This window comes from Mycolicibacter longobardus (genome assembly GCF_002102265.1).
Lineage (GTDB): Bacteria > Actinomycetota > Actinomycetes > Mycobacteriales > Mycobacteriaceae > Mycobacterium > Mycobacterium longobardum.
Genome location: NZ_LQPG01000016.1, coordinates 1 through 22464 on the forward strand (window position 1 = coordinate 1; position 22464 = coordinate 22464).

Consider the following 22464-nt stretch of genomic DNA (forward strand, 5'->3'; position numbering starts at 1 on the left):
TCTACAACCGCCTCCACACCGACGAGAAGTCACGACACCACACACCCCACGCCGCCGCTGCTTGACATAGGAGCAATGCACTCTCGCCGGAAGGAGGGGACTACACCGCGACCAGGTCGTCGGCGTGGACCACGGGGCGGCGGGCATCCGGCGCCAACTCGGCGGTGGAGTGGCCGATCATGGCGGCCAGCTCCGCCGCGTCGTAGCCGACGACACCGCGGGCCACCACCGATCCGTCCGGACCGCACAGCTCGACCACGTCGCCGCCGTGGAACCTGCCCGAAGTCCCGGTGATCCCGGCGGGCAACAGGGAGCGGCGCCGGGTCAGCACCGCCTCGACGGCCCCGGCGTCCAGGGTCAGCGTGCCTGCTGCGTCGGCGGCGTGACGCACCCAGAACTTGCGGGCCGACAACCGTTGCGCCCGGGGCGCGAAGACGGTGCCCACCGATGCGTCCGACAGGGCCGCCGTCGCCTGGCCGGCTGCGGCCAGCAACACCGGAACCCCGGCGTCTGCTGCCAGCAACGCCGACGACAGTTTCGACACCATGCCGCCGGTGCCCAGGTTGCTGCTCTCGCCGGCCACCACGCCGGCGAGGTCATCCGGACCGGCCACCTCGGGGATCCGGCGGGCCGGGCCTTTTCGGGGATCGGAGTCGTAGAGGCCGTCGATGTCGGAGAGCAGCACCAGCGCGTCGGCGCCCACCAGGTGCGCCACCAGCGCGGAGAGCCGGTCGTTGTCGCCGAATCGAATCTCGTTGGTGGCCACGGTGTCGTTCTCGTTGACGATCGCCACCGCGTGCAGTGCCCGTAGCCGGTCCAGCGTGCGGGCGGCATTGGTGTGCGACACCCGCATCGACACGTCCTGCGCGGTGAGCAGAACCTGCCCGACGGTTCGGCCGAACCGGCCGAAGGCAGCACTCCACGCGTTGACCAACGCCACCTGACCCACACTGGCGGCAGCCTGTTTGGTGGCCAGATCGCTGGGCCGCTTGGACAATCCCAGCGGCTCCAGACCCGCGGCAATGGCGCCGGACGACACGATCACCACGTCTGAGCCGGCCTTCATCCGGGCTTCGATCGCCTCGGTGAGCCCGGCCAGCCGGTCGGCGTCGAACATGCCGTTCTCGTTGGTCAGCGCGGTGGTGCCGATCTTGACGACGACGCTGCGCGCGCTGCGAATCGCCTCGCGCGCAGTGGAAGTCACGAGTCCTCCGTGTGTTCACGGCGCTGTTTGCGCGCGACCTTACGTTCGGCGGCACCGACCCGGTCGCTGCGTTCCACCCGAATGTCGGTGCCCCGACCGGACAGCGGTGTGTCGACGCCGGCAGCCGTGGCCGGTTCCCAGTCGAAGGTCATCTCCCCGATCGTCACCGCGCAGCCCGGTTTGGCCCCCAGCCGCAGCAGCTCGTCCTCGACGCCGAGCCGGGCCAGCCGGTCACCCAGATAGCCGACCGCCTCATCGTTGTCGAAGTTGGTCTGATGCACCCAGCGCTCGGGACGTGTCCCGCGCACCACAAAGCCACCGTCGCCGTCGGACTCCACGGTGAACCCGGTCTGCCCCGCGGGTATCGGCCGGATGATCGGCCGGCGTGCAACCGGCTCCGGCTGCGCGGCACGATACGACGCCACCATGTCGGCCAGCGCGAACGTCAATGGCCGCAATCCTTCCCGGCTCACTGTCGACACCATGAACACCGGCCAGCCGCGTTCGGCGGCGATGTCCTCGCGAACGAACTCGGCCATCTCCCGCGCGTCGGGCACGTCGATCTTGTTGAGCACCACCGCCCGCGGCCGCGCCATCAGGTCACCGAGGGTTGAATCCCCTTGCATGGTGGGCGTGTAGGCGGCCAGTTCGGCTTCGATCGCCTCGATGTCGGAGAGCGGGTCGCGGCCCGGCTCGGCGGTCGCGCAATCCACGACGTGCACCAGCACCGCACAGCGTTCGATGTGCCGCAGAAAGTCCAGGCCCAGCCCGCGTCCGGCCGAGGCACCCGGGATGAGCCCGGGCACGTCGGCGGCGGTAAAGGTGTTGTCCCCGGCCGAGACCACGCCCAGGTTCGGCGCCAGCGTGGTGAACGGGTAGTCGGCGATCTTCGGTTTTGCCGCCGAGATCACCGACACCAGAGCGGATTTGCCTGCCGAGGGGAATCCGATGAGGCCCACATCGGCGACGGTCTTGAGTTCCAGGGTGAGGTCGCGGGCTTCGCCCTTCTCCCCCAGCAGTGCGAAGCCGGGCGCCTTGCGGGCGCGCGACACCAGTGCCGCGTTGCCCAGCCCGCCGCGTCCACCGGCGGCCGCCTCGAAACGGGCGCCGGCCCCCACCAGGTCGGCCAACAGCCGTCCGTGCTCGTCGAGCACCACGGTGCCGTCGGGCACCTTGATCTCCAGGTCCGATCCGGCTGCGCCGTCCTTATTGCTGCCCTGGCCCTGCTTGCCCGAGGCCGCGGCGATGTGCGGGCGGAAATGGAAGTCCAGCAGGGTGTGTACCTGGGGGTCGACGGCCAGCACGACGCTGCCGCCGCGGCCGCCGTTGCCACCGTCGGGGCCGCCCAGCGGCTTGAACTTCTCCCGGTGAATCGACGCGCAGCCGTTGCCCCCGTCGCCGGCCCGCACATGGATGACGACGCGGTCGACGAACCGGGACATGGCGTTACTACCTATCCGGCGCCTGGCGGCGCCCAGTTACGCCGGCGACTAGTCGCGGGCGACAGGCACGATGTTGATCAACTTGCGGCCGCGCTTCACGCCGAATTCGACCGCACCGGGTGCCGTGGCGAACAGGGTGTCGTCGCCGCCGCGCCCGACGTTGACGCCGGGGTGGAAGTGGGTGCCCCGCTGGCGGACCAGGATCTCGCCGGCCTTGACCACCTGGCCGCCGAACCGCTTGACGCCGAGTCGCTGCGCGTTGGAGTCGCGCCCGTTACGTGAGCTGGAAGCGCCCTTCTTGTGTGCCATCTCGCTGCCTCCTGCTGCTACTTGATTCCGGTGACCTTGAGCACGGTCAGCTGCTGACGGTGACCCTGCCGCTTGTGGTAGCCGGTCTTGTTCTTGAACTTGTGGATGCGGATCTTGGGGCCCTTGGTGTGCTCGAGCACCTCACCGGTGACCGCGACCTTCGCCAGCTTGGCGGCGTCGGTGGTGACGGTGGCACCGTCCACGACCAGCGCGACCGGCAGCGAGACCGACGATCCCGGCTCGGACTCGAGCTTCTCGACCTTGAGCACGTCTCCGACGGCAACCTTGTACTGCTTGCCGCCGGTTTTGACGATTGCGTACGTCGCCATCGTTGGTTTCTACCTCTGCTTCTCGGGCGCGCACGCCATCGGGACTTGCGCAGGTGTCTGGGGTTCTGTCCGCCGAGCTGTGGTTATCCCGCCTGGCGACAACTGGTCAAGGGTACGTGACCAGCGGCTAAGGGGTCAAACCGGCTGGGGGACTAAATCGGCCTAGATCGGCGGCCCGGCCGGGCGGGCCGCCGCGCGTCGCCGCGGGCGTGTGACCACCTCAGCCGGTTCGTCGGGCTCCTCGAAGTCCTCAGAGTCCTCGGAGTCCTCGTCTTCGTCGGACTCGTCTATGACGTCCAGGTCGTCGTCGAAGTCTTCGTCGTCATCGTCGTCGAGATCGACTTCGTCTTCGTCGTCCTCGTCGTCCTCGTCGGTGTCTTCGTCGTCGGTGTCTTCGTCGTCGTCGAGGTCTTCTTCAGCGCCCTCGCCGCCCTCGTCCAGGTCCTCGTCCTCTTGGGCGACGGCTTCGGTGTCTTCGGTGTCCTCGATGTCTTCGGAGCCCGGTTCGGCGAGACCCACCGGCAGCTCGTCGGCCTCCGGCGCAGTTTCCTGTTCCTCGTCGGACTCGTCGTCGTGACGGTCGCTGGCCGCAGCCATTGCCTTGAACATCGGGTGGTCACCGGGGGTGTGCACCGGAACCTTGGCCACCGCCGGTTCGTCCACCTTGGGCTTCTTCGAGCGCTTGCTGCGGCGGCTGCCGCCGCCCGATTCGGCCCTGCGCCCCGGTGCTGCCGAGTCGACCGGGTCGGCGTGCAGCATGATGCCGCGCCCGGCGCAGTGCTGACACGATGTCGAGAAGGCCTCGATCAACCCGGTGCCCAGCCGCTTGCGGGTCAGCTGCACCAGTCCCAGCGACGTCACCTCCGAGACCTGGTGGCGGGTGCGGTCGCGGCCCAGGGCCTCGGTCAGCCGACGCAGCACCAGATCCCGGTTGGACTCCAGCACCATGTCGATGAAGTCGATGACGATGATGCCGCCGATGTCACGAAGCCGCAGCTGCCGCACGATCTCCTCGGCGGCCTCCAGGTTGTTCTTGGTGACCGTCTCCTCGAGGTTGCCCCCGGATCCGGTGAACTTGCCGGTGTTGACGTCCACCACCGTCATCGCCTCGGTCCGGTCGATGACCAGCGTGCCGCCCGAGGGCAGCCAGACCTTGCGGTCCAGGGCCTTGGCCAGCTGCTCGTCGATGCGATGCACGGCGAACACGTCCGGCCCGGCCTGACCCTCCGGGCCTTCGGGGGCCTGGTAGCGGGTCAGCTTGGGCACCAGTTCGGGCGCCACCGAACCGACGTAGTCGTTGATCGTGGCCCAGGCGTCGTCACCGGAGACCACCAGCTCGGAGAAGTCCTCGTTGAACAGGTCCCGGATCACCTTGACCAGCACGTCGGGCTCTTCGTAGAGCGCCACCGCGGCACCGGCGGCTTTGCCCTTGGTCTCGGCCGCAGTGGCTTCGATCTGGTTCCAGCGTTCCTGGAGACGTTCCACGTCGGCGCGGATGTCCTCTTCTTTGACACCCTCCGACGCGGTGCGGATGATCACGCCGGCGTCGGCGGGCACCACCTCGCGCAGAATCTCCTTGAGCCGCTGACGCTCGGTGTCGGGCAGCTTGCGGCTGATCCCGGTGGACGACGCGCCCGGCACATACACCAGGTAGCGGCCGGCCAGGGACACCTGCGTGGTCAACCGGGCGCCCTTGTGACCGATGGGGTCCTTGCTGACCTGCACGACGACGTAGTCGCCGGGCTTGAGCGCCTGCTCGATCTTGCGGTTGGCGCCGCCGAGTCCGGCGGCCTCCCAGTTCACCTCGCCGGCGTACAGCACGCCGTTGCGGCCGCGGCCGATGTCGACGAAGGCGGCCTCCATCGACGGCAGCACGTTCTGCACGATGCCCAGGTAGACGTTGCCGACCAGCGAGGTAGAGGCAGCCGAGGTGACGAAGTGTTCGACCATCACGCCGTCTTCCAGCACGGCGATCTGGGTGTAGCGGGCGCCCTGGTGCGGCGGCTCGGTCCGGACCCGGTCGCGGACCACCATCCGGCGCTCGACGGCCTCGCGGCGGGCCAGGAACTCGGCCTCGCTCAGGATCGGCGGACGACGGCGCCCGGCGTCGCGGCCGTCGCGGCGACGCTGCCGTTTGGCCTCCAGTCGGGTCGAGCCGGTGATGCCCTGGATCTCGTCGTCGCCGGTGCCCTTCTCACCCTTGGCGGAGCGACCGGACTTGGCGCGCGGGGCGCGTTCGTGCACGACGGTGTTGGGTGGGTCGTCCGACGCTCCGGTGTCCTCGTCGTCCCCGGAGCCGGTCTTGCGCCGACGACGGCGGCGACGGCGCCGGCTGCCGGGCTCCTCCGACGAACCGCTCTCGTCCTCGCCGGTGTCTTCCGCGTCGTCGGAGTCTTGAGTGTCGTCGGATTCCGCGGCGGCGTCGTCGTCGGTGTCGTCGTCGGCGTCAGCGACGTCGGCGGTGTCGTCGGAAGCCCCTCCTTCGGATCCGCGGCCCCGGCCGCGCCCGCGGCGCCCGCGGCGGCGGCGCCGGTTGGCGGGCCGTTCCCCGTTCTCATCCTCGGCGTCGGCGTCGGAGACACCGGGGTCAAGGTCGCCGTAGTCGTCGGAGTAGTCGTCCGCGTCGTCATCGGCCTCGCGGGGGGCCGGGCGCTCGAAGGCGACCGGCTGCGGAGCGACGAACAACGGCATGTAGTCGGCCCGGGTGGCGACCGGCTCCGGGGCCGTCTCCAGCAGCAGCCGGGACTCGGGCTCGTCGGGAACCTCGTCGGGCTCCCCGGGCTCCTGGGTCAACCCGCCGGCAGCGGGCTCGGGAGCTTCGGGGGCCGAACCCAGCAGGTCACGGACGCGCACCGCCTCGACGCGATCCACGCTGGAGTGCGCGCTGCGCGCCCGGCCGTCCAGCTCGGTCAGGGCATCCAGGACCCGTTTGCTGGTGGTGCCCAGTACCCGCGCGAGGGAATGCACCCGCAGCCGATCGGGCAACTCGTCGTGCTCGGTCGGCGCCACCGGTACGTCTGAAAAAGGGCCTCTAAAAAGGGAGGGGTCTGCCACGTACGTCTCCTCAAGCCCCCGGGCGCGTCGTTGCGACGCGGCCACGCGAGGGCTTCTCGTTATGGGCCCGGTTCACTTCCCCGGGCTTGTGGTGGTCTCGCTCCGAGGGGCTCGGGTGGAACCGACTCGGTGCCTGGCTGAATGAGGACCGGCGATCGGCGCCGCATCACATATCGCGACCGTCGCACTCGCCGAAGTCTTCATTCGGGTGTCAGAAACCGGTCCGGTGACGTTCACCCGATTGTCAGTATCCCACACAACCCGGAGTAGTCCGGACGAAAGGCGCTAACTGGGCCTCAGGCCAGGGTCATGGGAGACACCGGCGCCGACGGCTCGAGGTCGGGAAACCACAGCGCGATCTCGCGCTCGGCGGACTCCGGCGAGTCCGAGCCGTGCACCAGGTTGAACTGGGTCTCCAGTCCGAAATCGCCCCGAATGGTGCCCGGGGTGGCCTTGGCCACCGGGTCGGTGCCGCCGGCGAGCTGGCGGAACGCCTCGATCGCCCGCGGACCTTCCACCACCGCGGCGACCACCGGACCGGAGGTGATGAAGTCCAGCAGCGACGCGAAGAAGGCCTTGCCCTCGTGCTCGCCGTAGTGCTGTCGCGCCACTGCCTGCTGCACCGGCCGCAGTTCCAGGGCCGCCAACGTCAGGCCCTTCTTCTCGATCCGGCTGATGATCTCGCCCACCAGCCGGCGGTTCACGCCGTCCGGCTTGATCAGCACCAAAGTCCGCTCAGTCATTGAAGCGCCGCTCCTTTTCATCGCTGGCTGCATCGTCGCCAGCGGCACGGGCGACAGCGTACCGGCCCCGAACCGCCTCGGTCACGAGCGGCGCAACACCTCGGCACGGAAGTAAGCGATCAGCACCCACACCGCGGTGAACACCAGGCCCATCACGCCCACACCGGGGTACACCACGAATCCGGCCACCAGCACCAGCTGCAACGCCAGATTGGCCCAGATCGCCCAACTCCGTCCCTGAACGCCGACGAGCAGCAACAGCGCCAATGCCAGGCCGAGCAGATACGCCAGGGACGCGGGCGTCAGTCCCCCGCCGACGACGCTGACCACCGGCAGCGCCAACAGCACGGTGATGGCCTCGAGTATCAGCGTCGCGGCCATCACGCCGCGGAAACCCCGCCACGGGTCGGGCCTCTGCTCGCTCATGCCGGATCCTTCCCGAACAGGGTGCGCGCGGCACCGGCGGTGACCACCGATCCGGTGATCACGATCCCCGCTCCCAGCCCAGCCCCCTTAGCTTCGCCGGCCGCGTCGAACTCGTCGACCAGCGCTGTGGCGGTGTCGATCGCATCCTCAAGCGTCTCGGTGGTGACCACCCGGTCGTCGCCGAACCACCGCGCTGCCGCAGCGGTAAGCGTCTCGACGTCCAGTGCCCGCGGAGAACCGTTGTGGGTCACCACGATTCGGTCGAAAGCAGGTTCCAGCGCCGCGAGGATACCGTCGACGTCCTTGTCGGCCAGCACGCTGAGGACGCCGACCAGGAAGCGGAAGTCGAAATCCTCGGCCAGAGCCCGGGCCAGCACGGCGGCACCGGCCGGGTTGTGTGCGGCGTCGACGAAGACGGTGGGCGAGCTGCGCATCCGCTCCAGCCGGCCGGGACTGCGCACCGCGGCGAAGCCCGCCCGCACCGTGTCGACGTCGAGCTGACGCTCGGCGCCGGCCCCGAAGAACGCCTCCACCGCCGCCAACGCCAGCACCGCGTTGTGGGCCTGGTGCTCGCCGTGCAGCGGCAGAAAGATCTCCGAGTACACCCCGCCCAGGCCCTGCAGTTCCAGCAGCTGCCCGCCGATCGCGAGCTGGCGGCTGCGTACCGCGAACTCCGAGTTCTCCCGCGCCACCGCGGCATCTGCGCGTACCGACTGTGCCAGCAGGACTTCCATCACCTCGGGCGCCTGGCGGGCGATCACCGCCACGGTGTCGGTCAGTTCGTCGGACGAGCGGTGGATGATGCCGGCCTTCTCGGTTGCGATCCCGGCGATGTCGTCACCGAGGTAGTCGACGTGGTCGATACCGATCGGGGTGATCACGGCAACCGGGGCTTCGACGACGTTCGTGGCGTCCCAGCGACCGCCCATGCCGACCTCCACGACGGCGACGTCCACCGGGGCGTCGGCGAACGCCGCGAAGGCCATGCCGGTGAGCACCTCGAACTTGCTCATCGCCGGTCCGCCGTCGGCCTGCGAGGAGGCATCGACCATCTGCACGAAGGGCTCGATCTCGGCGTAGGTCTCCACATACCTGGCCGGGCTGATGGGCTCGCCGTCGATCGCGATGCGCTCGACCGCCGATTGCAGATGCGGGCTGGTGGTGCGCCCGGTGCGACGACTGAAGGCGGTCAGCAGTGCGTCGATCATCCGCACCACCGAGGTCTTGCCGTTGGTGCCGGCGACGTGGATCGACGGGTAGCCGCGCTGCGGGGAGCCGAGCAGTTCCAGCAGGGCGTTGATGCGGGTCAAGCTCGGTTCGATCTTGGTTTCGCCCCAGCGCTGGTCGAGCAGGTGCTCGACCTGCAGCAGCGCGGCGATCTCGTCCGGCGTCGGTTCGGTTGCGCCGACCGGGTGGTCGCTCATGCCAGGGCCGAAAGACGCGAGGTGATCCGGTCCACCTCGTCGCGGGCCAACTGCTGGCGGGCCCGGATCTTGTCGACCACCGCGTCGGGCGCCTTGGCCAGGAAAGCCTCGTTGCCCAGTTTCGCCGAGGTGGCGCCGAGTTCCTTCTGCGCGGTGGCCAGATCCTTTTCCAGGCGCCGGCGTTCGGCGGCGATGTCGACGGTGCCGGAGGTGTCCAGTTCGACGACGACGGTGCTCTTAGCGCCGACGCCGAGCCTGACCTCCACCGTCGCCGACGGCGCGAACCCGTCGCCGGGTTCGGTGAGCCAGGCCTGGGAGGCCACCGCCGCCAACTGAGTGGCCAGATCGGCGTCGTCGATACCGCTGAGCCGGGCCGGGACCCTCTGGCGGTCACGCAGTCCCTGGTCGCTGCGGAACCGGCGCACCTCGGTCACCAACTTCTGCATGTCGGTGATCCGTTGCGCGGCAACCTGGTCCAGGGCGATCCCCGATGGTTCCGGCCAGTCGGCGATCACCAGGGATTCCGCACCGGTGAGCTCCTGCCACAGGGTTTCGGTGACGAACGGGATCACCGGGTGCAGCAGCCGCAGCAAGGTGTCGAGCACCGTGGCCAGCACAGCCGTGGTGTGCTCAATCCCCTGCCCCAGCTGGGTTTTGGCCAACTCGACATACCAGTCACAGAACTCGTCCCAGGCGAAGTGGTAGAGCGCCTCGCATGCCCGGCTGAACTCGTAGCCTTCAAAGGCCGAATCCACTTCGGCACGAACCTCTTCCAAACGCCCCAGGATCCACCGGTCGGCGTCGGTCAGCTCGTCGGCTGCCGGCAGCGGCGCCGGTCGCGCGCCGTTGAGCAGCGCGAAACGGGTCGCGTTGAACAGCTTGGTGACGAAGTTGCGCGACGCGCGGGCATGGTCCTCACCGATCGACAGGTCTCCGCCGGGACTGGCACCGCGGGCCAGGGTGAACCGCAGGGCGTCGGCGCCGAAGGTCTCCACCCAGTCCAGCGGGTCGATCCCGTTGCCGCGCGACTTGCTCATCTTGCGGCCGTGCTCGTCGCGGATCAGGCCGTGCAGGAACACGTTGTGGAACGGCACCTTGCCGCCGGGCAGCGCGTCGTCCCCGCCGACGAAGGTGCCGAACATCATCATCCGGGCCACCCAGAAGAACAGGATGTCGTATCCGGTCACCAGCACGCTGGTGGGATAGAACTTCGCCAGCTCGGGGGTGGCGTCCGGCCAGCCCATCGTGGAGAACGGCCACAGCGCCGAGGAGAACCAGGTGTCCAGCACGTCGGGGTCCTGCTCCCAACCCTCCGGCGGGGTCTCGTCCGGTCCGACACAGACCTTTTCACCATTCGGCCCGTGCCAGATGGGGATCCGGTGACCCCACCACAGCTGGCGGGAGATGCACCAGTCGTGCATGTCGTCGACCCAGGCGAACCAGCGCGGTTCCAGGCTCTTGGGGTGGATGACGGTGTCACCGTCCCGGACCGCGTCACCGGCGGCCTTGGCCAGCGAGGAGACATCAACCCACCACTGCATGGACAGCCGCGGCTCGATGACCTCGCCGCTGCGCTCGGAATGCCCCACGCTGTGCAGGTAGGGCCGCTTCTCGGCGACGATGCGACCCTGGGCGGCCAGCGCCTCACGCACGGCAACGCGTGCCTCGAAGCGATCCATGCCGTCGAACTGCGTTCCGGTGCCGGTGATCCGGCCCTTGGTGTCCAGGATCGTCGGCATGTCCAGTTGGTGGCGCAGACCGATCTCGAAGTCGTTGGGGTCGTGGGCGGGGGTGACTTTGACAGCCCCGGTGCCGAATTCGGGGTCGACGTGCGCATCGGCGACCACGGCGATCTCCCGGTCCAGGAACGGGTGCGGCAGGTTGGTCCCCACCAGCTCGCGGTACCGCTCGTCGTCGGGGTGCACCGCGATCGCGGTGTCGCCGAGCATGGTCTCCAGCCGGGTGGTGGCCACCACTATGTGGGGCGCTGAGTCATCGAGTGAGCCGTACCGGAACGACACCAGCTCGCCTTCGATGTCCTCGTATTTGACTTCGAGGTCACTGATCGCGGTCTCCAGCACGGGAGACCAGTTGACCAGTCGTTCGGCCTGGTAGATCAGCCCCGCGTCGTAGAGCCGCTTGAAGATGGTGCGGACCGCACGCGACAGGCCGTCGTCCATGGTGAACCGTTCCCGGCTCCAGTCCACCCCGTCGCCGAGCCGGCGCATCTGGCCCCCGATGGTGCCGCCGGATTCCCGTTTCCAGTCCCACACCTTGTCGATGAACAGCTCACGGCCGAAGTCTTCCTTGGTCTTGCCGTCGGCGGCGAGCTGGCGTTCCACCACGCTCTGGGTGGCGATGCCGGCGTGATCCATGCCCGGCAGCCACAGCACCTCATAGCCCTGCATCCGCTTGCGGCGGGTCAGCACGTCCATCAGGGTGTGGTCGAGCGCATGCCCCATGTGCAGGCTGCCGGTGACGTTCGGCGGGGGCAGCACGATCGAATAACCGGGCTTGGTGCTGGCCGGATCTGCGGTGAAGTAACCGGCGTCAACCCAACGCTGGTAGATCGCGTCCTCTACCGCACCCGGCTCCCACGACTTGGGCAGGTGATCGGCGTTGGCGGCGTTGGGAGTGACAGTCACCGGTCAATTCTAGGAACGACTGCCGAGCAGACGTAAAAGCCCCCGAATCCGGCTCGATTCGGGGGCTTTCGCGACTGCTCACGCAGGTAGGGCTACTTCTTGCCGCCGAGCAGACCGCCGAGGATGTCGCCGATGGCGCCGCCGGTCTTGCCGCCGATCATGTTGCCCAGGATGCTGCCCATCGACTGGTTCTTGGCGCCGCCGCCACCGGCCATACCGCCGAGGATGCCGCCCAGGACGTCGCCGAGGCCGCCGCCACCGGAAGCCTGTTGCTGGGCCGGCTCGGCCTTCTGGCCGCTCAGCTGCTTACCGATGTAGGCGAGCACGATCGGCGCGATGATCGGGAGCAGCTTCTGCAACAGGTCGTTGTTGCCGGCACCGGCGCCCGAGAGCGCCGAGGCGACCTGGTTGGTGTCGTTGCCGCCGAAGATGGTCGAGATCAGCTGCTGGCCCTCGGATTGGCTGCTGCCGAAAACGTTGTCCAGCAGGCCCTGCGCCGCGAAGTTGCTGGCGGTGTTGACAATGTTGTCCGCCTGATCCGGCTCCTGAGCGTTCTGGCTCAAGCCGCTGACCAATACGGGCACCAGGGTGCGGATGGTGCTGTCCACTTCACCGGTGTCTGCGCCGAGCTTGTTGGCGATGTCCTGGATGGGGATCTGAGCGAAGAGATCGTCGAGGCCGGCCATGAGTATTCGTCCACTTTCGTTGCTGGGTGCTGCGGTGGCAGCGGTCGAAAACGACACTAGCGGAAAGATCGTCGGCCGGCACCGGCCCATACCGGCCCGTTCAAGGCGATCAGCTCAGCCGGGAGACTTCCAGCGTCACACCCGCCGCCGGCAGCCGGGCCAGCAGCGCATCGCCCATCGCGGCCGCCGGGGTGAGCACCCCGTAGTGCTCCGGCAGGGCGTCGCGATCCAGTGCCAGCGCCAGCGCACTCTCGGCCAGCAGCACCGAGGTGGCCTGGTAGCCGGGGTCGCCCTGCTGCGCCATGACCGCCAGGTAGCGGGCTCCGGTGCTGGTGGTGGTGTAGGTCTCGACGCGGTAGTAGCCGTTTTCCCGCCGGCTCTGGCTGGGACCGGTTCCCGGCTTGGGCAGCACGCGCTCCACCAGTCGGGGCGGCAGCAGCCGGAAGAAGCGGCCGGCGAGACCGAAGGTCAGGTTGCCCACCCCGGTCGCCAGTCCCGACAGGACCGGAGCCGCGGCCGACGAGCCGACGCTCATGTGCTCGGCGTAGCGGAAGCGGCGTCCGTAGGCCCAGTTCAGCAGCCCGTTGCTGCGCCGCACGATCCGGGTGTTGTAGGGCGCCATGAGAAAGCCCGCGGTCCAGATGCCGGCCAGCTCCGGCGCGATGTCACCGCCCCGGTGCCAGGACAGGTCCGGCTGCGGGCCCACCTCGGGTTCGGCGGGGCGGTCGACGCTGAGGGTGTGCGGGTCGAAGATCTGGCGCCGGGCGTCCGGATCGCTGGAGGCGGTGCGGAACACCTCGGTCATCGAGGCGATGGTGCCGCCGGATAGGCCGCCGGAGAAGCTCCGCAGAACGTAGTCGGTGTTGAGGAGCTCGCCGGTGCCCTCGTCGCGGGCCGTCCGATAGAGCGCGTACACGCTGATATCCGACGGGATGGAGTCGAAGCCGCAGGCGTGCACGATGCGCGCCCGGTTGTCGACGGCCTGCTTGTGGTAGGTGTCGATACTGTCCCGCACGAACATCGCCTCGCCGGTGAGGTCGACGTAGTCGGTGCCCGCCGCCGCGCAGGCCGCCACCAAGGGCATTCCGTATCGGGTGTAGGGGCCGACGGTGGTGATCACCACTCGGGTCCGGGCCGCCATCGCGTCCAGCGTTGCGGGCTGGTCGGCGTCGGCCACCACGATCGGCCAGTCCCGCGCCGCGGCACCGAGTTCGTCGCGGACGGCGCGCAGCCGTTCCGCCGAGCGGCCCGCCAGCCCGATGCGGGCGCCGCCGCCGGCGCGGGACAGGTATTGGGCGGTCAGCTTCCCGACAAAGCCGGTCGCCCCGTAGACGACAGCGTCGAGCTCACGCGTATCAGGCATGAGCTCGACGCTACTCGTCGGCTTGGGAAGGTCAGCCGCGACGGCCGCACACCGGCCACGCACCGATGCCCTGGCTGCGCAGGACGTTCTCGGCGACCCGGATCTGCTCGGAGCGGCTGGCGTTGTGGGGCAGGCCGCTGCCGCCGTTGGCACGCCAGGTGCTCGGGGTGAACTGCAGACCGCCGTAGTAGCCGTTGCCGGTGTTGATCGACCAGTTGCCACCCGACTCGCAGGCCGCGATGGCGTCCCAGTTGACGCTGTCCGCCTTGGCGGTGGCGTCGGAGAGGACGACTGCACCGGTGATCAGGGCGCCGGCGATCGCGGCCATAGTCAGGGGCTTACGGACGTTCTTCAACATCGTTCCTTTCGCAGTGCGCGCCCCGAAGTGCGCCCACGTGCGTGGGCTGGCATGCCTGGGTTCCAGGCGGGAATGGTCTTCGGGCCGTGCCGTCTCGGTCGGGCACGACAGCGGGGCATCGCGCGGAGGCATTCGAGGGGCCGCCCGCGGCCCCGCTCACACGCGGTTCCGTCGTTTCAATTTGTTTGCCCCGCATTAGGGCGAAAGGAACTTACGAAACATTGATACGGCGCGTCCAACCGCATCTAGCGAGCATTTCGGGCAGATAACGAAACCATCACACCGTGGCCGGGAATGGTTACAGCAGGTCAGCAATGACTTTTGCCGTCCGGCCGGGACCGCAGGGCGGAGTCCCGGCCGTGAGTCAGATCACGGGGATTTTGTGGGCTGGGCCACTGGAAATCTGCCGGTCCGGGGCCCGTCGGGCACCGACCGCGCCGGAAACTGGGCGCCACACAGGCCACAGCAGCATCATCTGCCCCGATAATCGCAGGCCAACCGGCTGGGCTGGGCCGACGGCGCGCAGGGTCGCCGAACCTGCCACTATCGCGCGGTCTGCACGCATTTGATCTTTCTCGACCGACGACCCACCCGTCCGCGGCGCCCCTTTCGCACGCCGAGGGGCCACATCAATTACGTTGCATAACAACGGCTTTCGACACATCAGCGCTGGCCAGGCGAGACGGAGCCCAACCGGTCAATTCCGCACAATGCCAATAATCTCTATATCTCACGCAGATAATACGAAGATATATTTCGCTACCTCGCGGCACCGCATATCGCTTTATTTACGACTGCAGTCGGCATTTGCTGTCGTCTGTTCAGGACAGACCGGCGACATCGTCGGGCGAGTTGAGATTGGCCAGCGCGCCCGCGTCGGCCAGCACAATCCGCCGGACGTCGGCGGTGTCGACCAATGCGCCCACCCGGCGCTCCCCGCCGGCGACCAAGGCATCGACGGTGTCCGCCAGCCCCGTGCGATACACCGCGGCCAGATAGTGGTCGCGGTCCGCCCGTGCCAGCACGATGTCGACCGCGCCGTCGGCGGCCGAACCCGCCAGCTCGTCGATCAATTCCGGTGTCAGAAACGGCATGTCGACCGCGCAGACGAAGGCGCGCGCGGCGCCGGCGTCCGCGGCGGCACGCAGGCCCAGGCCGACAGCCGGCAGCGGCCCCAGCCCGGGCACCTTGTCACGCAACACCTGCGCGGTCAGATCGGGCAACGCCTGCCCCTGGGCGGCCACCACGAAAACCGGATCGCAGCGCTGCCCCAGCACCGACACCAGGTGTTCCACCAGAGTCAGGTCGCCGAAACGGCCCGGCACGGTCAGGGTGGCCTTGTCCCGGCCCATCCGGCGCGATGCGCCGCCGGCCAGCACGACACCGGCCAGCTGACCGGTCGTCATGACGTCAGGCTCGCCTCAGTCCACGGTCCAGGTGTCCCGGCCACGCAGCAGCGCCTGGAGTGCGGCGGTGTCGTGCGGGGTGGTCTGCCGGGCCTCGGCGACCTGCGCGCGAGCCAGATCGTCGTAGGTGGGCTTGTCGACCTTGCGGAAGATCCCCGTCGGGAAGTGCGTCAGATCCTGCTCAGAGAGCCGCGACAGCGCGAACGCGTAGGACGAGTCGGCCTGCGTCGCGTCATGCACCACGATCTGATCGGCGGAGACGTTGGCCGTCTTGGCGACCTCCAGCCCGTATCCGGACTTGATGACGCAGTACTCGTCCTCGGCGCCGAACACCACCCGCTCGCCCTGCCTGAGGTTGATGATGCGGTTCTCGGCCCCCTCCTTGCGCAGCAGGTCGAAGGAGCCGTCGTTGAACACCGGGCAGTCCTGCAGGATCTCCACCAGTGCCGAGCCACGGTGCTCCATCGCCCCGCGCAGCACCTCGGTGAGGCCCTTGCGGTCGGAGTCCAGGGCGCGCCCGACGAACGTCGCCTCGGCGCCGATCGCCAGCGAGACCGGGTTGAACGGGTTGTCCAGCGAGCCGAACGGCGTCGACTTGGTGATCTTGCCGGTCTCCGAGGTCGGTGAGTACTGGCCCTTGGTCAGGCCGTAGATCCGGTTGTTGAACAGCAGGATGGTGATGTTGACGTTGCGGCGCAGCGTGTGGATCAGGTGGTTGCCGCCGATCGACAGGGCGTCGCCGTCACCGGTGATGAGGAATACCGACAGGTCCTCGCGAGCGGTCGCCAGCCCGGTGGCGAACGTCGGGCCACGACCGTGGATCGAGTGCACACCGTAGGTGTTCATGTAGTACGGGAACCGGCTGGAGCAGCCGATGCCACTGACGAACACGATGTTTTCCCGCCGCAGCCCCAGCTCGGGCAGGAAACTACGGATCGTGTTGAGGATGACGTAGTCGCCGCAACCCGGGCACCAGCGCACCTCCTGGTCGGAGGTGTAGTCCTTGGCCTTCTGCGGCTCGTCGGTGGTGGGCACCCCGCTCAGCGCGGTCAGCCCCAGGTCGGTACCGACGAGCGTGTCGGCGGGTTCGGTGGTGGTGGTCATGAATTCGCTCCTGCTGTACCCGCAATGGTGACCGCCGCGGCCTTGGCCAGCGACGCCTTCTCGTTCTCCCGATCGGCCAGCGTGCCGGCCAGCGCGTCGTCGATGATCCCCTCGATCTCGTCGGCGAGGAACGCCTTGCCCGCCACCTTGGTCACCGACTGGATGTCGACCAGGTAGCGGCCGCGCAGCAGCAGCGCCAGCTGACCCAGGTTCATCTCCGGCAGCACCACCTTGGGGTAACGCCGCAGCACCTCGCCCAGGTTGGCCGGGAAGGGGTTGAGGTTCCGCAGGTGTGCCTGCGCGACCTTGATGCCGCCGCGCCGGACCCGCCGGCACGCCTCGGCGATCGGGCCATACGAGCTGCCCCAGCCCAGCAACAGCAGCTCGGCGTCCCCGGACGGGTCGTCGACCACCAGGTCGGGCACCTTGATGCCGTCGACCTTGGCCTGACGCAGTCGCACCATCAGGTCGTGGTTGGCGGGCTCGTAGGAGATCTCGCCGGAGCCGTTGGCCTTCTCCAGCCCACCGATGCGGTGTTCCAGGCCCGGGGTCCCGGGAATGGCGAACTGCCGGGCCAGGGTCTCCGGGTCACGGGCGTAGGGCGCGAAGTCCTCGCCGGCCTTGGCCAGGTTGGCCTCGATGGGCTCCATCGCGGTGATGTCGGGGATGCGCCACGGCTCGGAACCGTTGGCGATCGCACCGTCGGAGAGCAGCACCACCGGGGTGCGGTAGGTCACCGCGATCCGGACGGCCTCGATGGCCGCGTCGAAGCAGTCCGACGGCGTGCACGGCGCCAGCACCGCCACCGGGGACTCGCCGTTGCGGCCGTAGAGCGCCTGCATCAGGTCGGCCTGTTCGGTCTTGGTGGGCAGGCCGGTGGAGGGGCCGCCGCGCTGCACGTTGATCAGCAGCAGCGGCAGCTCGGTCATCACGGCCAGGCCCAGCGCCTCGGCCTTGAGAGCCAGCCCCGGGCCCGAGGTGCTGGTGACGCCCAACGCACCCCCGTAGGAGGCGCCGATCGCCGCGCCGATGCCGGCGATCTCGTCCTCGGCCTGGAAGGTCAGCACATTGAAGTTCTTGTACTTCGACAGCTCGTGCAGGATGTCCGAGGCCGGGGTGATCGGGTAGGTTCCCAGCACCACCTGGGTGCCGGCCAGCTGGCCGGCGACGATGACGCCGTAGGCCATCGCGGTGTTGCCCGAGATCTGGCGGTACTCCCCCGCCGGCAGCTTGGCCGGCGCGATCTCGTAGGTGGTGCCGAAAGCCTCGGTGGTCTCGCCGTAGTTCCAGCCCGCCTTGAGCGCCAGCACGTTGGCGTCGGCGACGTCGGGCTTCTTGGCGAACTTCTCCCGGATGAAGCGCTCGCTGCTCTCCAGCTCCCGGCCGTACATCCAGGACAACAGGCCCAGGGCGAACATGTTCTTGGCGCGGGCGCCGTCCTTCTTGGTCGCGCCGATCGCCTCGACCGCGCCCAGCGTCAAAGAGGTCATCGCGACCGGGACCACGACATAGTCCGAGAGTTCCTCGGTCTCCAGCGGGTTGGTCTCGTAGCCGATCTTGGCCAGATTGCGCTTGGTGAACTCGTCGGAGTTGACGATCACCATCCCGCCGCGGGGCAGGTCGCCGATGTTGGCCTTGAGTGCCGCGGGGTTCATCGCCACCAGCACATCGGGGCGGTCACCGGCGGTCAGGATGTCGAAGTCGGCGATCTGGATCTGGAAGGATGACACGCCCGGCAGGGTGCCCTGAGGTGCGCGGATCTCGGCCGGGTAGTTCGGCTGGGTGGCCAGGTCGTTGCCGAACAGGGCCGCTTCAGAGGTGAAGCGATCGCCGGTGAGCTGCATGCCGTCGCCGGAGTCACCGGCGAAACGGATCACGACTTTCTCGAGTTTTTGGCGCCCGGGTGCCGACCCGACCCCGTTACCGCTCGGCCCCACGGCCCCCGCCTTCCATCACTGTCTGACCGGGCCCGCACAGCCGGCTGGCGCACCCACACGTTTTTCTGTCACTGGCGGTACCGATTATTGCACCGCTCTTATAGACCATACGACGCCACACCGTGTCGAAATTCGGGTTACTCAGTGTTAAATGTCGATGTCACACCGGGGTTCACGGTCAACTTGGTGCGGAAATGTGGTTTTCATCACGTTCGACCGCGGGCCGACTCTAAGAAAAATTCGGTACTGACGAGTAACTTTGCGGGGCGCCCGTGCGTCCCGCCCGGATCAGGCGCTCTTGTCGCGGCGCTCGCTGCGCGACGCTTTGCGCGGGACGATGGTCGGCAGCACGTTGTCCTGCACCGTTTCCTTGGTCACCACGACCTTGGCGACGTCGTTGCGGCTGGGGATGTCGTACATGACCGGCAGCAGGACCTCTTCCATGATCGCCCGCAGGCCGCGTGCACCGGTGCCCCGGTGAATGGCCTGATCCGCGATGGCCTCCAGCGCGTCCTGGCTGAACTCCAGCTCCACCCCGTCCATCTCGAAGAGGCGGGTGTACTGCTTGACCAGAGCGTTCTTCGGCTCCGAGAGGATCTTGACCAACGACTCCATGTCCAGGTTGGTCACCGAGGCCACCACCGGCAGCCGGCCGATGAACTCCGGGATCAGCCCGAACTTGATCAGGTCTTCGGGCATCACCTCGGCGAAGTGGTCGGTGGTGTCGATCTCCGCCTTGGACCGGACCTCGGCGCCGAAACCCAAGCCGCGCTTGCCGACCCGGTCGGAGACGATCTTCTCCAGTCCGGCGAACGCCCCGGCCACGATGAAAAGCACGTTGGTGGTGTCGATCTGGATGAACTCTTGGTGCGGGTGCTTGCGGCCGCCCTGCGGCGGGACCGAGGCCTGGGTGCCCTCCAGGATCTTCAGCAGCGCCTGCTGCACTCCCTCACCGGAGACGTCCCGGGTGATCGACGGGTTCTCGCTCTTGCGGGCGATCTTGTCGACCTCGTCGATGTAGACGATGCCGGTCTCGGCGCGCTTGACGTCGTAGTCGGCGGCCTGAATCAGCTTGAGCAGAATGTTCTCGACGTCCTCACCGACGTAGCCCGCCTCGGTCAGCGCGGTGGCGTCGGCGATCGCGAACGGCACGTTGAGCATCTTGGCCAGCGTCTGGGCCAGGTAGGTCTTGCCACAGCCGGTGGGGCCGAGCATCAGGATGTTGGACTTGGTCAGCTCGACCGGCTCGCCGGAGCGGGAGTCACGGCTCTTCTCGCCGGCCTGGATGCGCTTGTAGTGGTTGTAGACCGCTACCGCCAGCGTGCGCTTGGCCGTGTCCTGACCGATGACGTAGCCCTCCAGGAAGTCCCGGATCTCAGCGGGCTTGGGCAGCTCGTCGAGCTTGACGTCGTCGGCGTCGGCGAGCTCCTCTTCGATGATCTCGTTGCACAGGTCGATGCACTCATCGCAGATGTAGACGCCCGGCCCCGCGATGAGCTTCTTGACCTGCTTCTGGCTCTTGCCGCAGAACGAACATTTCAGCAAGTCCCCGCCGTCTCCGATGCGCGCCATGGTGCGTTAGGACCTACTTCCTGTTCGCCGTCTGTCGTCGGGGTACCGGTGTCTGCCCCGACGCTACCCGCTCATTCCGGTGCGATGCGACCGATAAGGCCGAATCGCGTCGTTGGTATTCATCACGGGCCCCGTCTGGGCTTGTCTGCCTGCTCCACGAACATATCGTCCGAGGTGCCGCACCCGGCGTGCGACGCGCTGGCGTGGCGCGAGCGTTTCGCCGGCGTTACCCCGCTGTGAGACGTGGCCCCAGAGCCCTACAGTGGCGAACGTGGGGTTCGCCGTGCCCGACGATACCGTGCTCGTCGCCGATGGGGGGCTGGCGACGGAGCTGGAGGCCCGCGGCTTCGATCTTTCCGATCCGCTGTGGTCGGCGCGGCTGCTCGCCGACGCCCCCGCGGATATCACCGCCGTGCATGCCGCGTTCTTCGCGGCGGGCGCGATGATCGCCACCACCGCCAGCTATCAGGCGAGCTTCGAAGGTTTCGCCGCCCGCGGGATCGACCGTCGCGCGGCGGCCGGACTGCTGCGCCGAAGCGTGCAGCTGGCCCGCCTGGCCGCCGGCGGCGCGAAAGACCGCTGGGTCGCGGCGTCGGTCGGCCCGTACGGCGCCGCGCGCGCCGACGGCTCGGAATACCGTGGCCGCTACGGGCTTTCGGTCGCCGCGTTGACGGCCTGGCACCGCCCCCGGCTGGAGGTGCTGGCCGGCGCCGGAGCCGACGTACTGGCGTGCGAGACCGTGCCGGATCTCGACGAGGCCGAGGCCCTGGTGAATCTGATCCGCGAGGCGAACGTGCCGGCCTGGCTCAGCTACACCATCGACGGGCTCTCGACCCGCGCCGGGCAACCCCTGACCGCAGCCTTCGAGGTTGCCGCCGGGGTGCCGCAGATCGTCGCGGTGGGGGTGAACTGCTGCGCCCCCGACGATGTGCTGCCGGCGATCGAGATCGCTCGCGAGGTGACCGGCAAGCCGGTGATCGTCTACCCCAACAGCGGTGAGAGCTGGGACACCGGGCGCCGGCGCTGGACCGGGCCGGCGCGGTTGTCCCCCGCGCTGGTGCCGGCCTGGGTGGCCGCGGGAGCGCGCGTCATCGGCGGTTGTTGCCGGGTGCGGCCCACTGATATCGCCGCGGTCTCGACCGCCCTACGCCGAACGTGTAACCAGCGCGAAAATCCGCCGCCCGGAAACTCGCCCTGAGTACACGCTCGGCGCGGCTACCTAGCTGACCGTGGCCGAGAGCTTGCGGTACTCCAGGACGGTGTCGATGATCCCGTACTCCTTGGCCTCGGCCGCGGTGAGGATCTTGTCGCGGTCGGTGTCCTTGCGGATCACCTCCGGGTCCTTACCGGTGTGTCGGGCCAGGGTGGACTCCATCAGGGTGCGCATCCGCTCGATCTCGGCGGCCTGGATCTCCAGGTCGGAGAACTGTCCCTGGATGACCCCGGACAGCGACGGCTGGTGGATCAGCACCCGGGCGTTGGGCAACGCCATCCGCTTGCCCGGTGTGCCCGCGGCCAGCAACACCGCGGCCGCAGAGGCGGCCTGGCCCAGACACACGGTCTGGATGTCGGCCCGCACGTACTGCATGGTGTCGTAGATCGCCATCAGCGAGGTGAAGGAGCCACCCGGGGAGTTGATGTACATGGTGATGTCGCGATCCGGGTCCAGCGACTCCAGCACCAGCAGCTGGGCCATGATGTCGTTGGCGGACGCGTCATCGACCTGTACGCCCAGGAAGATGATCCGCTCTTCGAACAGCTTGTTGTACGGGTTGGACTCTTTGACGCCCCAGCTGGAGTGCTCGACGAACGACGGCAGGATGTAGCGCGCCTGCGGTGCGGTGGCTCGCAAGGTTTCGGGGTTCATTCTGCGGCTCCGTTGGTGTGGGCGCGGGTGATGATGTGGTCGACGAAGCCGTATTCCAGGGCTTCCTGGGCGGTGAACCAGCGGTCACGGTCGGAGTCGGCCTCGATGCGCTCGATGGACTGACCGGTGAATTCGGCGTTGAGCCGGAACATCTCCTTCTTGATGACCGCGAACTGCTCGGCCTGGATCGCGATGTCGGCGGCACTGCCGGTCACCCCGCCCAGCGGCTGGTGCATCAGGATCCGGGCGTGCGGCAGGGCGTAGCGCTTGCCCTTGGTGCCCGCCGCGAGCAGGAACTCGCCCATCGAGGCGGCCATGCCCATCGCGTAGGTGGCGACGTCGCACGGTGCCAGCACCATGGTGTCGTAGATCGCCATCCCGGCGCTGATCGAACCGCCCGGGGAGTTGATGTAGAGCGAGATGTCCTTGGTCGGGTCTTCGGCGGCCAACAGCAGGATCTGGGCGCACAGCCGGTTGGCGATGTCGTCGTCCACCTGCGACCCCAGGAAGATGATGCGTTCTCGCAGTAGGCGCTCGTATACGGAGTCGACGAGATTCAGACCGGGCTGGCTCACAGTGGGATACCTGCTTTCTC

The 22464-nt window shown here is 68.3% G+C and carries 19 protein-coding genes; 1 reads left to right on the forward strand and 18 read right to left on the reverse strand.

The features are described from left to right. Nucleotides 1-100: 100 nt before the first annotated feature. The 16 genes from proB to clpX form a co-directional block, all read right to left on the reverse strand. Entirely contained in the window at nt 101-1204 is a 1104-nt protein-coding gene (gene proB, locus AWC16_RS08250; RefSeq protein ID WP_085264274.1) for a glutamate 5-kinase, read from the reverse strand. Continuing rightward, nucleotides 1201-2646: a GTPase ObgE gene (obgE, locus tag AWC16_RS08255; RefSeq protein WP_085264275.1), complete on the reverse strand. Its 1446-nt coding sequence runs from the start codon at nt 2644-2646 to the stop codon at nt 1201-1203. The genes proB and obgE overlap by 4 nt, the downstream gene beginning before the upstream one ends. 48 nt (nt 2647-2694) lie before the next feature. Next, complete coding sequence (gene rpmA, locus AWC16_RS08260; protein WP_024440772.1) at nt 2695-2955, reverse strand: 50S ribosomal protein L27; 261 nt, start codon at nt 2953-2955, stop codon at nt 2695-2697. Nucleotides 2956-2972: 17 nt separating this feature from the next. Further along, nucleotides 2973-3284: a 50S ribosomal protein L21 gene (rplU, locus tag AWC16_RS08265; protein ID WP_064998356.1), complete on the reverse strand. Its 312-nt coding sequence runs from the start codon at nt 3282-3284 to the stop codon at nt 2973-2975. A 162-nt stretch (nt 3285-3446) separates the two neighbouring features. Beyond that, nucleotides 3447-6338, reverse strand: a complete 2892-nt coding sequence (gene rne / locus AWC16_RS08270) for a ribonuclease E (protein ID WP_085264276.1) — start codon at nt 6336-6338, stop codon at nt 3447-3449. 296 nt (nt 6339-6634) lie between these two features. Continuing rightward, nucleotides 6635-7081 carry a nucleoside-diphosphate kinase gene (ndk, locus tag AWC16_RS08275; protein WP_085264277.1) on the reverse strand — a complete coding sequence of 149 codons (447 nt, stop codon included), beginning with the start codon at nt 7079-7081 and terminating at the stop codon, nt 6635-6637. An 81-nt stretch (nt 7082-7162) separates the two neighbouring features. Further along, nucleotides 7163-7507, reverse strand: a complete 345-nt coding sequence (locus AWC16_RS08280; RefSeq protein WP_085264278.1) for a DUF4233 domain-containing protein — start codon at nt 7505-7507, stop codon at nt 7163-7165. Then, nucleotides 7504-8931, reverse strand: a complete 1428-nt coding sequence (gene folC, locus AWC16_RS08285) for a bifunctional tetrahydrofolate synthase/dihydrofolate synthase (RefSeq protein WP_085264279.1) — start codon at nt 8929-8931, stop codon at nt 7504-7506. Before folC ends, AWC16_RS08280 begins: the two co-directional genes overlap by 4 nt. After that, nucleotides 8928-11576: a valine--tRNA ligase gene (locus AWC16_RS08290; RefSeq protein WP_085264280.1), complete on the reverse strand. Its 2649-nt coding sequence runs from the start codon at nt 11574-11576 to the stop codon at nt 8928-8930. The genes folC and AWC16_RS08290 overlap by 4 nt, the downstream gene beginning before the upstream one ends. A 92-nt stretch (nt 11577-11668) precedes the next feature. Then, nucleotides 11669-12262, reverse strand: coding sequence for a DUF937 domain-containing protein (locus AWC16_RS08295; RefSeq protein WP_085264281.1), 594 nt, complete (start codon nt 12260-12262; stop codon nt 11669-11671). A 109-nt stretch (nt 12263-12371) separates the two neighbouring features. After that, complete coding sequence (locus AWC16_RS08300; protein ID WP_085264282.1) at nt 12372-13625, reverse strand: saccharopine dehydrogenase family protein; 1254 nt, start codon at nt 13623-13625, stop codon at nt 12372-12374. A gap of 31 nt (nt 13626-13656) precedes the next feature. Further along, nucleotides 13657-13980, reverse strand: coding sequence for a transglycosylase family protein (locus AWC16_RS08305; RefSeq protein WP_207572286.1), 324 nt, complete (start codon nt 13978-13980; stop codon nt 13657-13659). 824 nt (nt 13981-14804) lie between these two features. Next, nucleotides 14805-15389, reverse strand: coding sequence for a molybdenum cofactor guanylyltransferase (gene mobA, locus AWC16_RS08310; protein ID WP_085264284.1), 585 nt, complete (start codon nt 15387-15389; stop codon nt 14805-14807). A 15-nt stretch (nt 15390-15404) separates the two neighbouring features. Beyond that, nucleotides 15405-16493 (reverse strand): 2-oxoacid:ferredoxin oxidoreductase subunit beta, encoded by a 1089-nt coding sequence (locus AWC16_RS08315; protein WP_085264285.1) that lies wholly within the window; start codon nt 16491-16493, stop codon nt 15405-15407. Continuing rightward, nucleotides 16490-18430, reverse strand: a complete 1941-nt coding sequence (locus AWC16_RS08320; RefSeq protein ID WP_085264286.1) for a 2-oxoacid:acceptor oxidoreductase subunit alpha — start codon at nt 18428-18430, stop codon at nt 16490-16492. Before AWC16_RS08320 ends, AWC16_RS08315 begins: the two co-directional genes overlap by 4 nt. A 288-nt stretch (nt 18431-18718) precedes the next feature. Then, a complete protein-coding gene (clpX, locus tag AWC16_RS08325; protein WP_085264287.1) occupies nt 18719-20002 on the reverse strand; it encodes an ATP-dependent Clp protease ATP-binding subunit ClpX in 1284 nt (427 codons plus the stop codon). 262 nt (nt 20003-20264) lie between these two features. Between clpX and mmuM the strand changes: the two genes are divergently transcribed. Beyond that, nucleotides 20265-21200 (forward strand): homocysteine S-methyltransferase, encoded by a 936-nt coding sequence (gene mmuM, locus AWC16_RS08330; RefSeq protein ID WP_109561332.1) that lies wholly within the window; start codon nt 20265-20267, stop codon nt 21198-21200. 21 nt (nt 21201-21221) lie between these two features. Here the strand turns inward: mmuM and clpP2 are convergent, their stop codons facing one another. Continuing rightward, on the reverse strand, nt 21222-21869 hold the full coding sequence (clpP2, locus tag AWC16_RS08335; protein ID WP_085264288.1) for an ATP-dependent CLP protease proteolytic subunit ClpP2: 648 nt from the start codon (nt 21867-21869) through the stop codon (nt 21222-21224). Next, nucleotides 21866-22444: an ATP-dependent Clp protease proteolytic subunit gene (locus tag AWC16_RS08340; RefSeq protein WP_085264289.1), complete on the reverse strand. Its 579-nt coding sequence runs from the start codon at nt 22442-22444 to the stop codon at nt 21866-21868. Before AWC16_RS08340 ends, clpP2 begins: the two co-directional genes overlap by 4 nt. Between the last annotated feature and the right edge of the window lie 20 nt (nt 22445-22464).

Coding starts and splice junctions, on each gene's coding strand:
- obgE (WP_085264275.1), bottom strand. CDS start 2,646: ATGTCCCGGTTCGTCGACCGCGTCGTCATCCATGTGCGGGCCGGCGAC.
- rpmA (WP_024440772.1), bottom strand. CDS start 2,955: ATGGCACACAAGAAGGGCGCTTCCAGCTCACGTAACGGGCGCGACTCC.
- rplU (WP_064998356.1), bottom strand. CDS start 3,284: ATGGCGACGTACGCAATCGTCAAAACCGGCGGCAAGCAGTACAAGGTT.
- ndk (WP_085264277.1), bottom strand. CDS start 7,081: ATGACTGAGCGGACTTTGGTGCTGATCAAGCCGGACGGCGTGAACCGC.
- AWC16_RS08280 (WP_085264278.1), bottom strand. CDS start 7,507: ATGAGCGAGCAGAGGCCCGACCCGTGGCGGGGTTTCCGCGGCGTGATG.
- folC (WP_085264279.1), bottom strand. CDS start 8,931: ATGAGCGACCACCCGGTCGGCGCAACCGAACCGACGCCGGACGAGATC.
- AWC16_RS08295 (WP_085264281.1), bottom strand. CDS start 12,262: ATGGCCGGCCTCGACGATCTCTTCGCTCAGATCCCCATCCAGGACATC.
- AWC16_RS08300 (WP_085264282.1), bottom strand. CDS start 13,625: ATGCCTGATACGCGTGAGCTCGACGCTGTCGTCTACGGGGCGACCGGC.
- mobA (WP_085264284.1), bottom strand. CDS start 15,389: ATGACGACCGGTCAGCTGGCCGGTGTCGTGCTGGCCGGCGGCGCATCG.
- AWC16_RS08315 (WP_085264285.1), bottom strand. CDS start 16,493: ATGACCACCACCACCGAACCCGCCGACACGCTCGTCGGTACCGACCTG.
- clpX (WP_085264287.1), bottom strand. CDS start 20,002: ATGGCGCGCATCGGAGACGGCGGGGACTTGCTGAAATGTTCGTTCTGC.
- clpP2 (WP_085264288.1), bottom strand. CDS start 21,869: ATGAACCCCGAAACCTTGCGAGCCACCGCACCGCAGGCGCGCTACATC.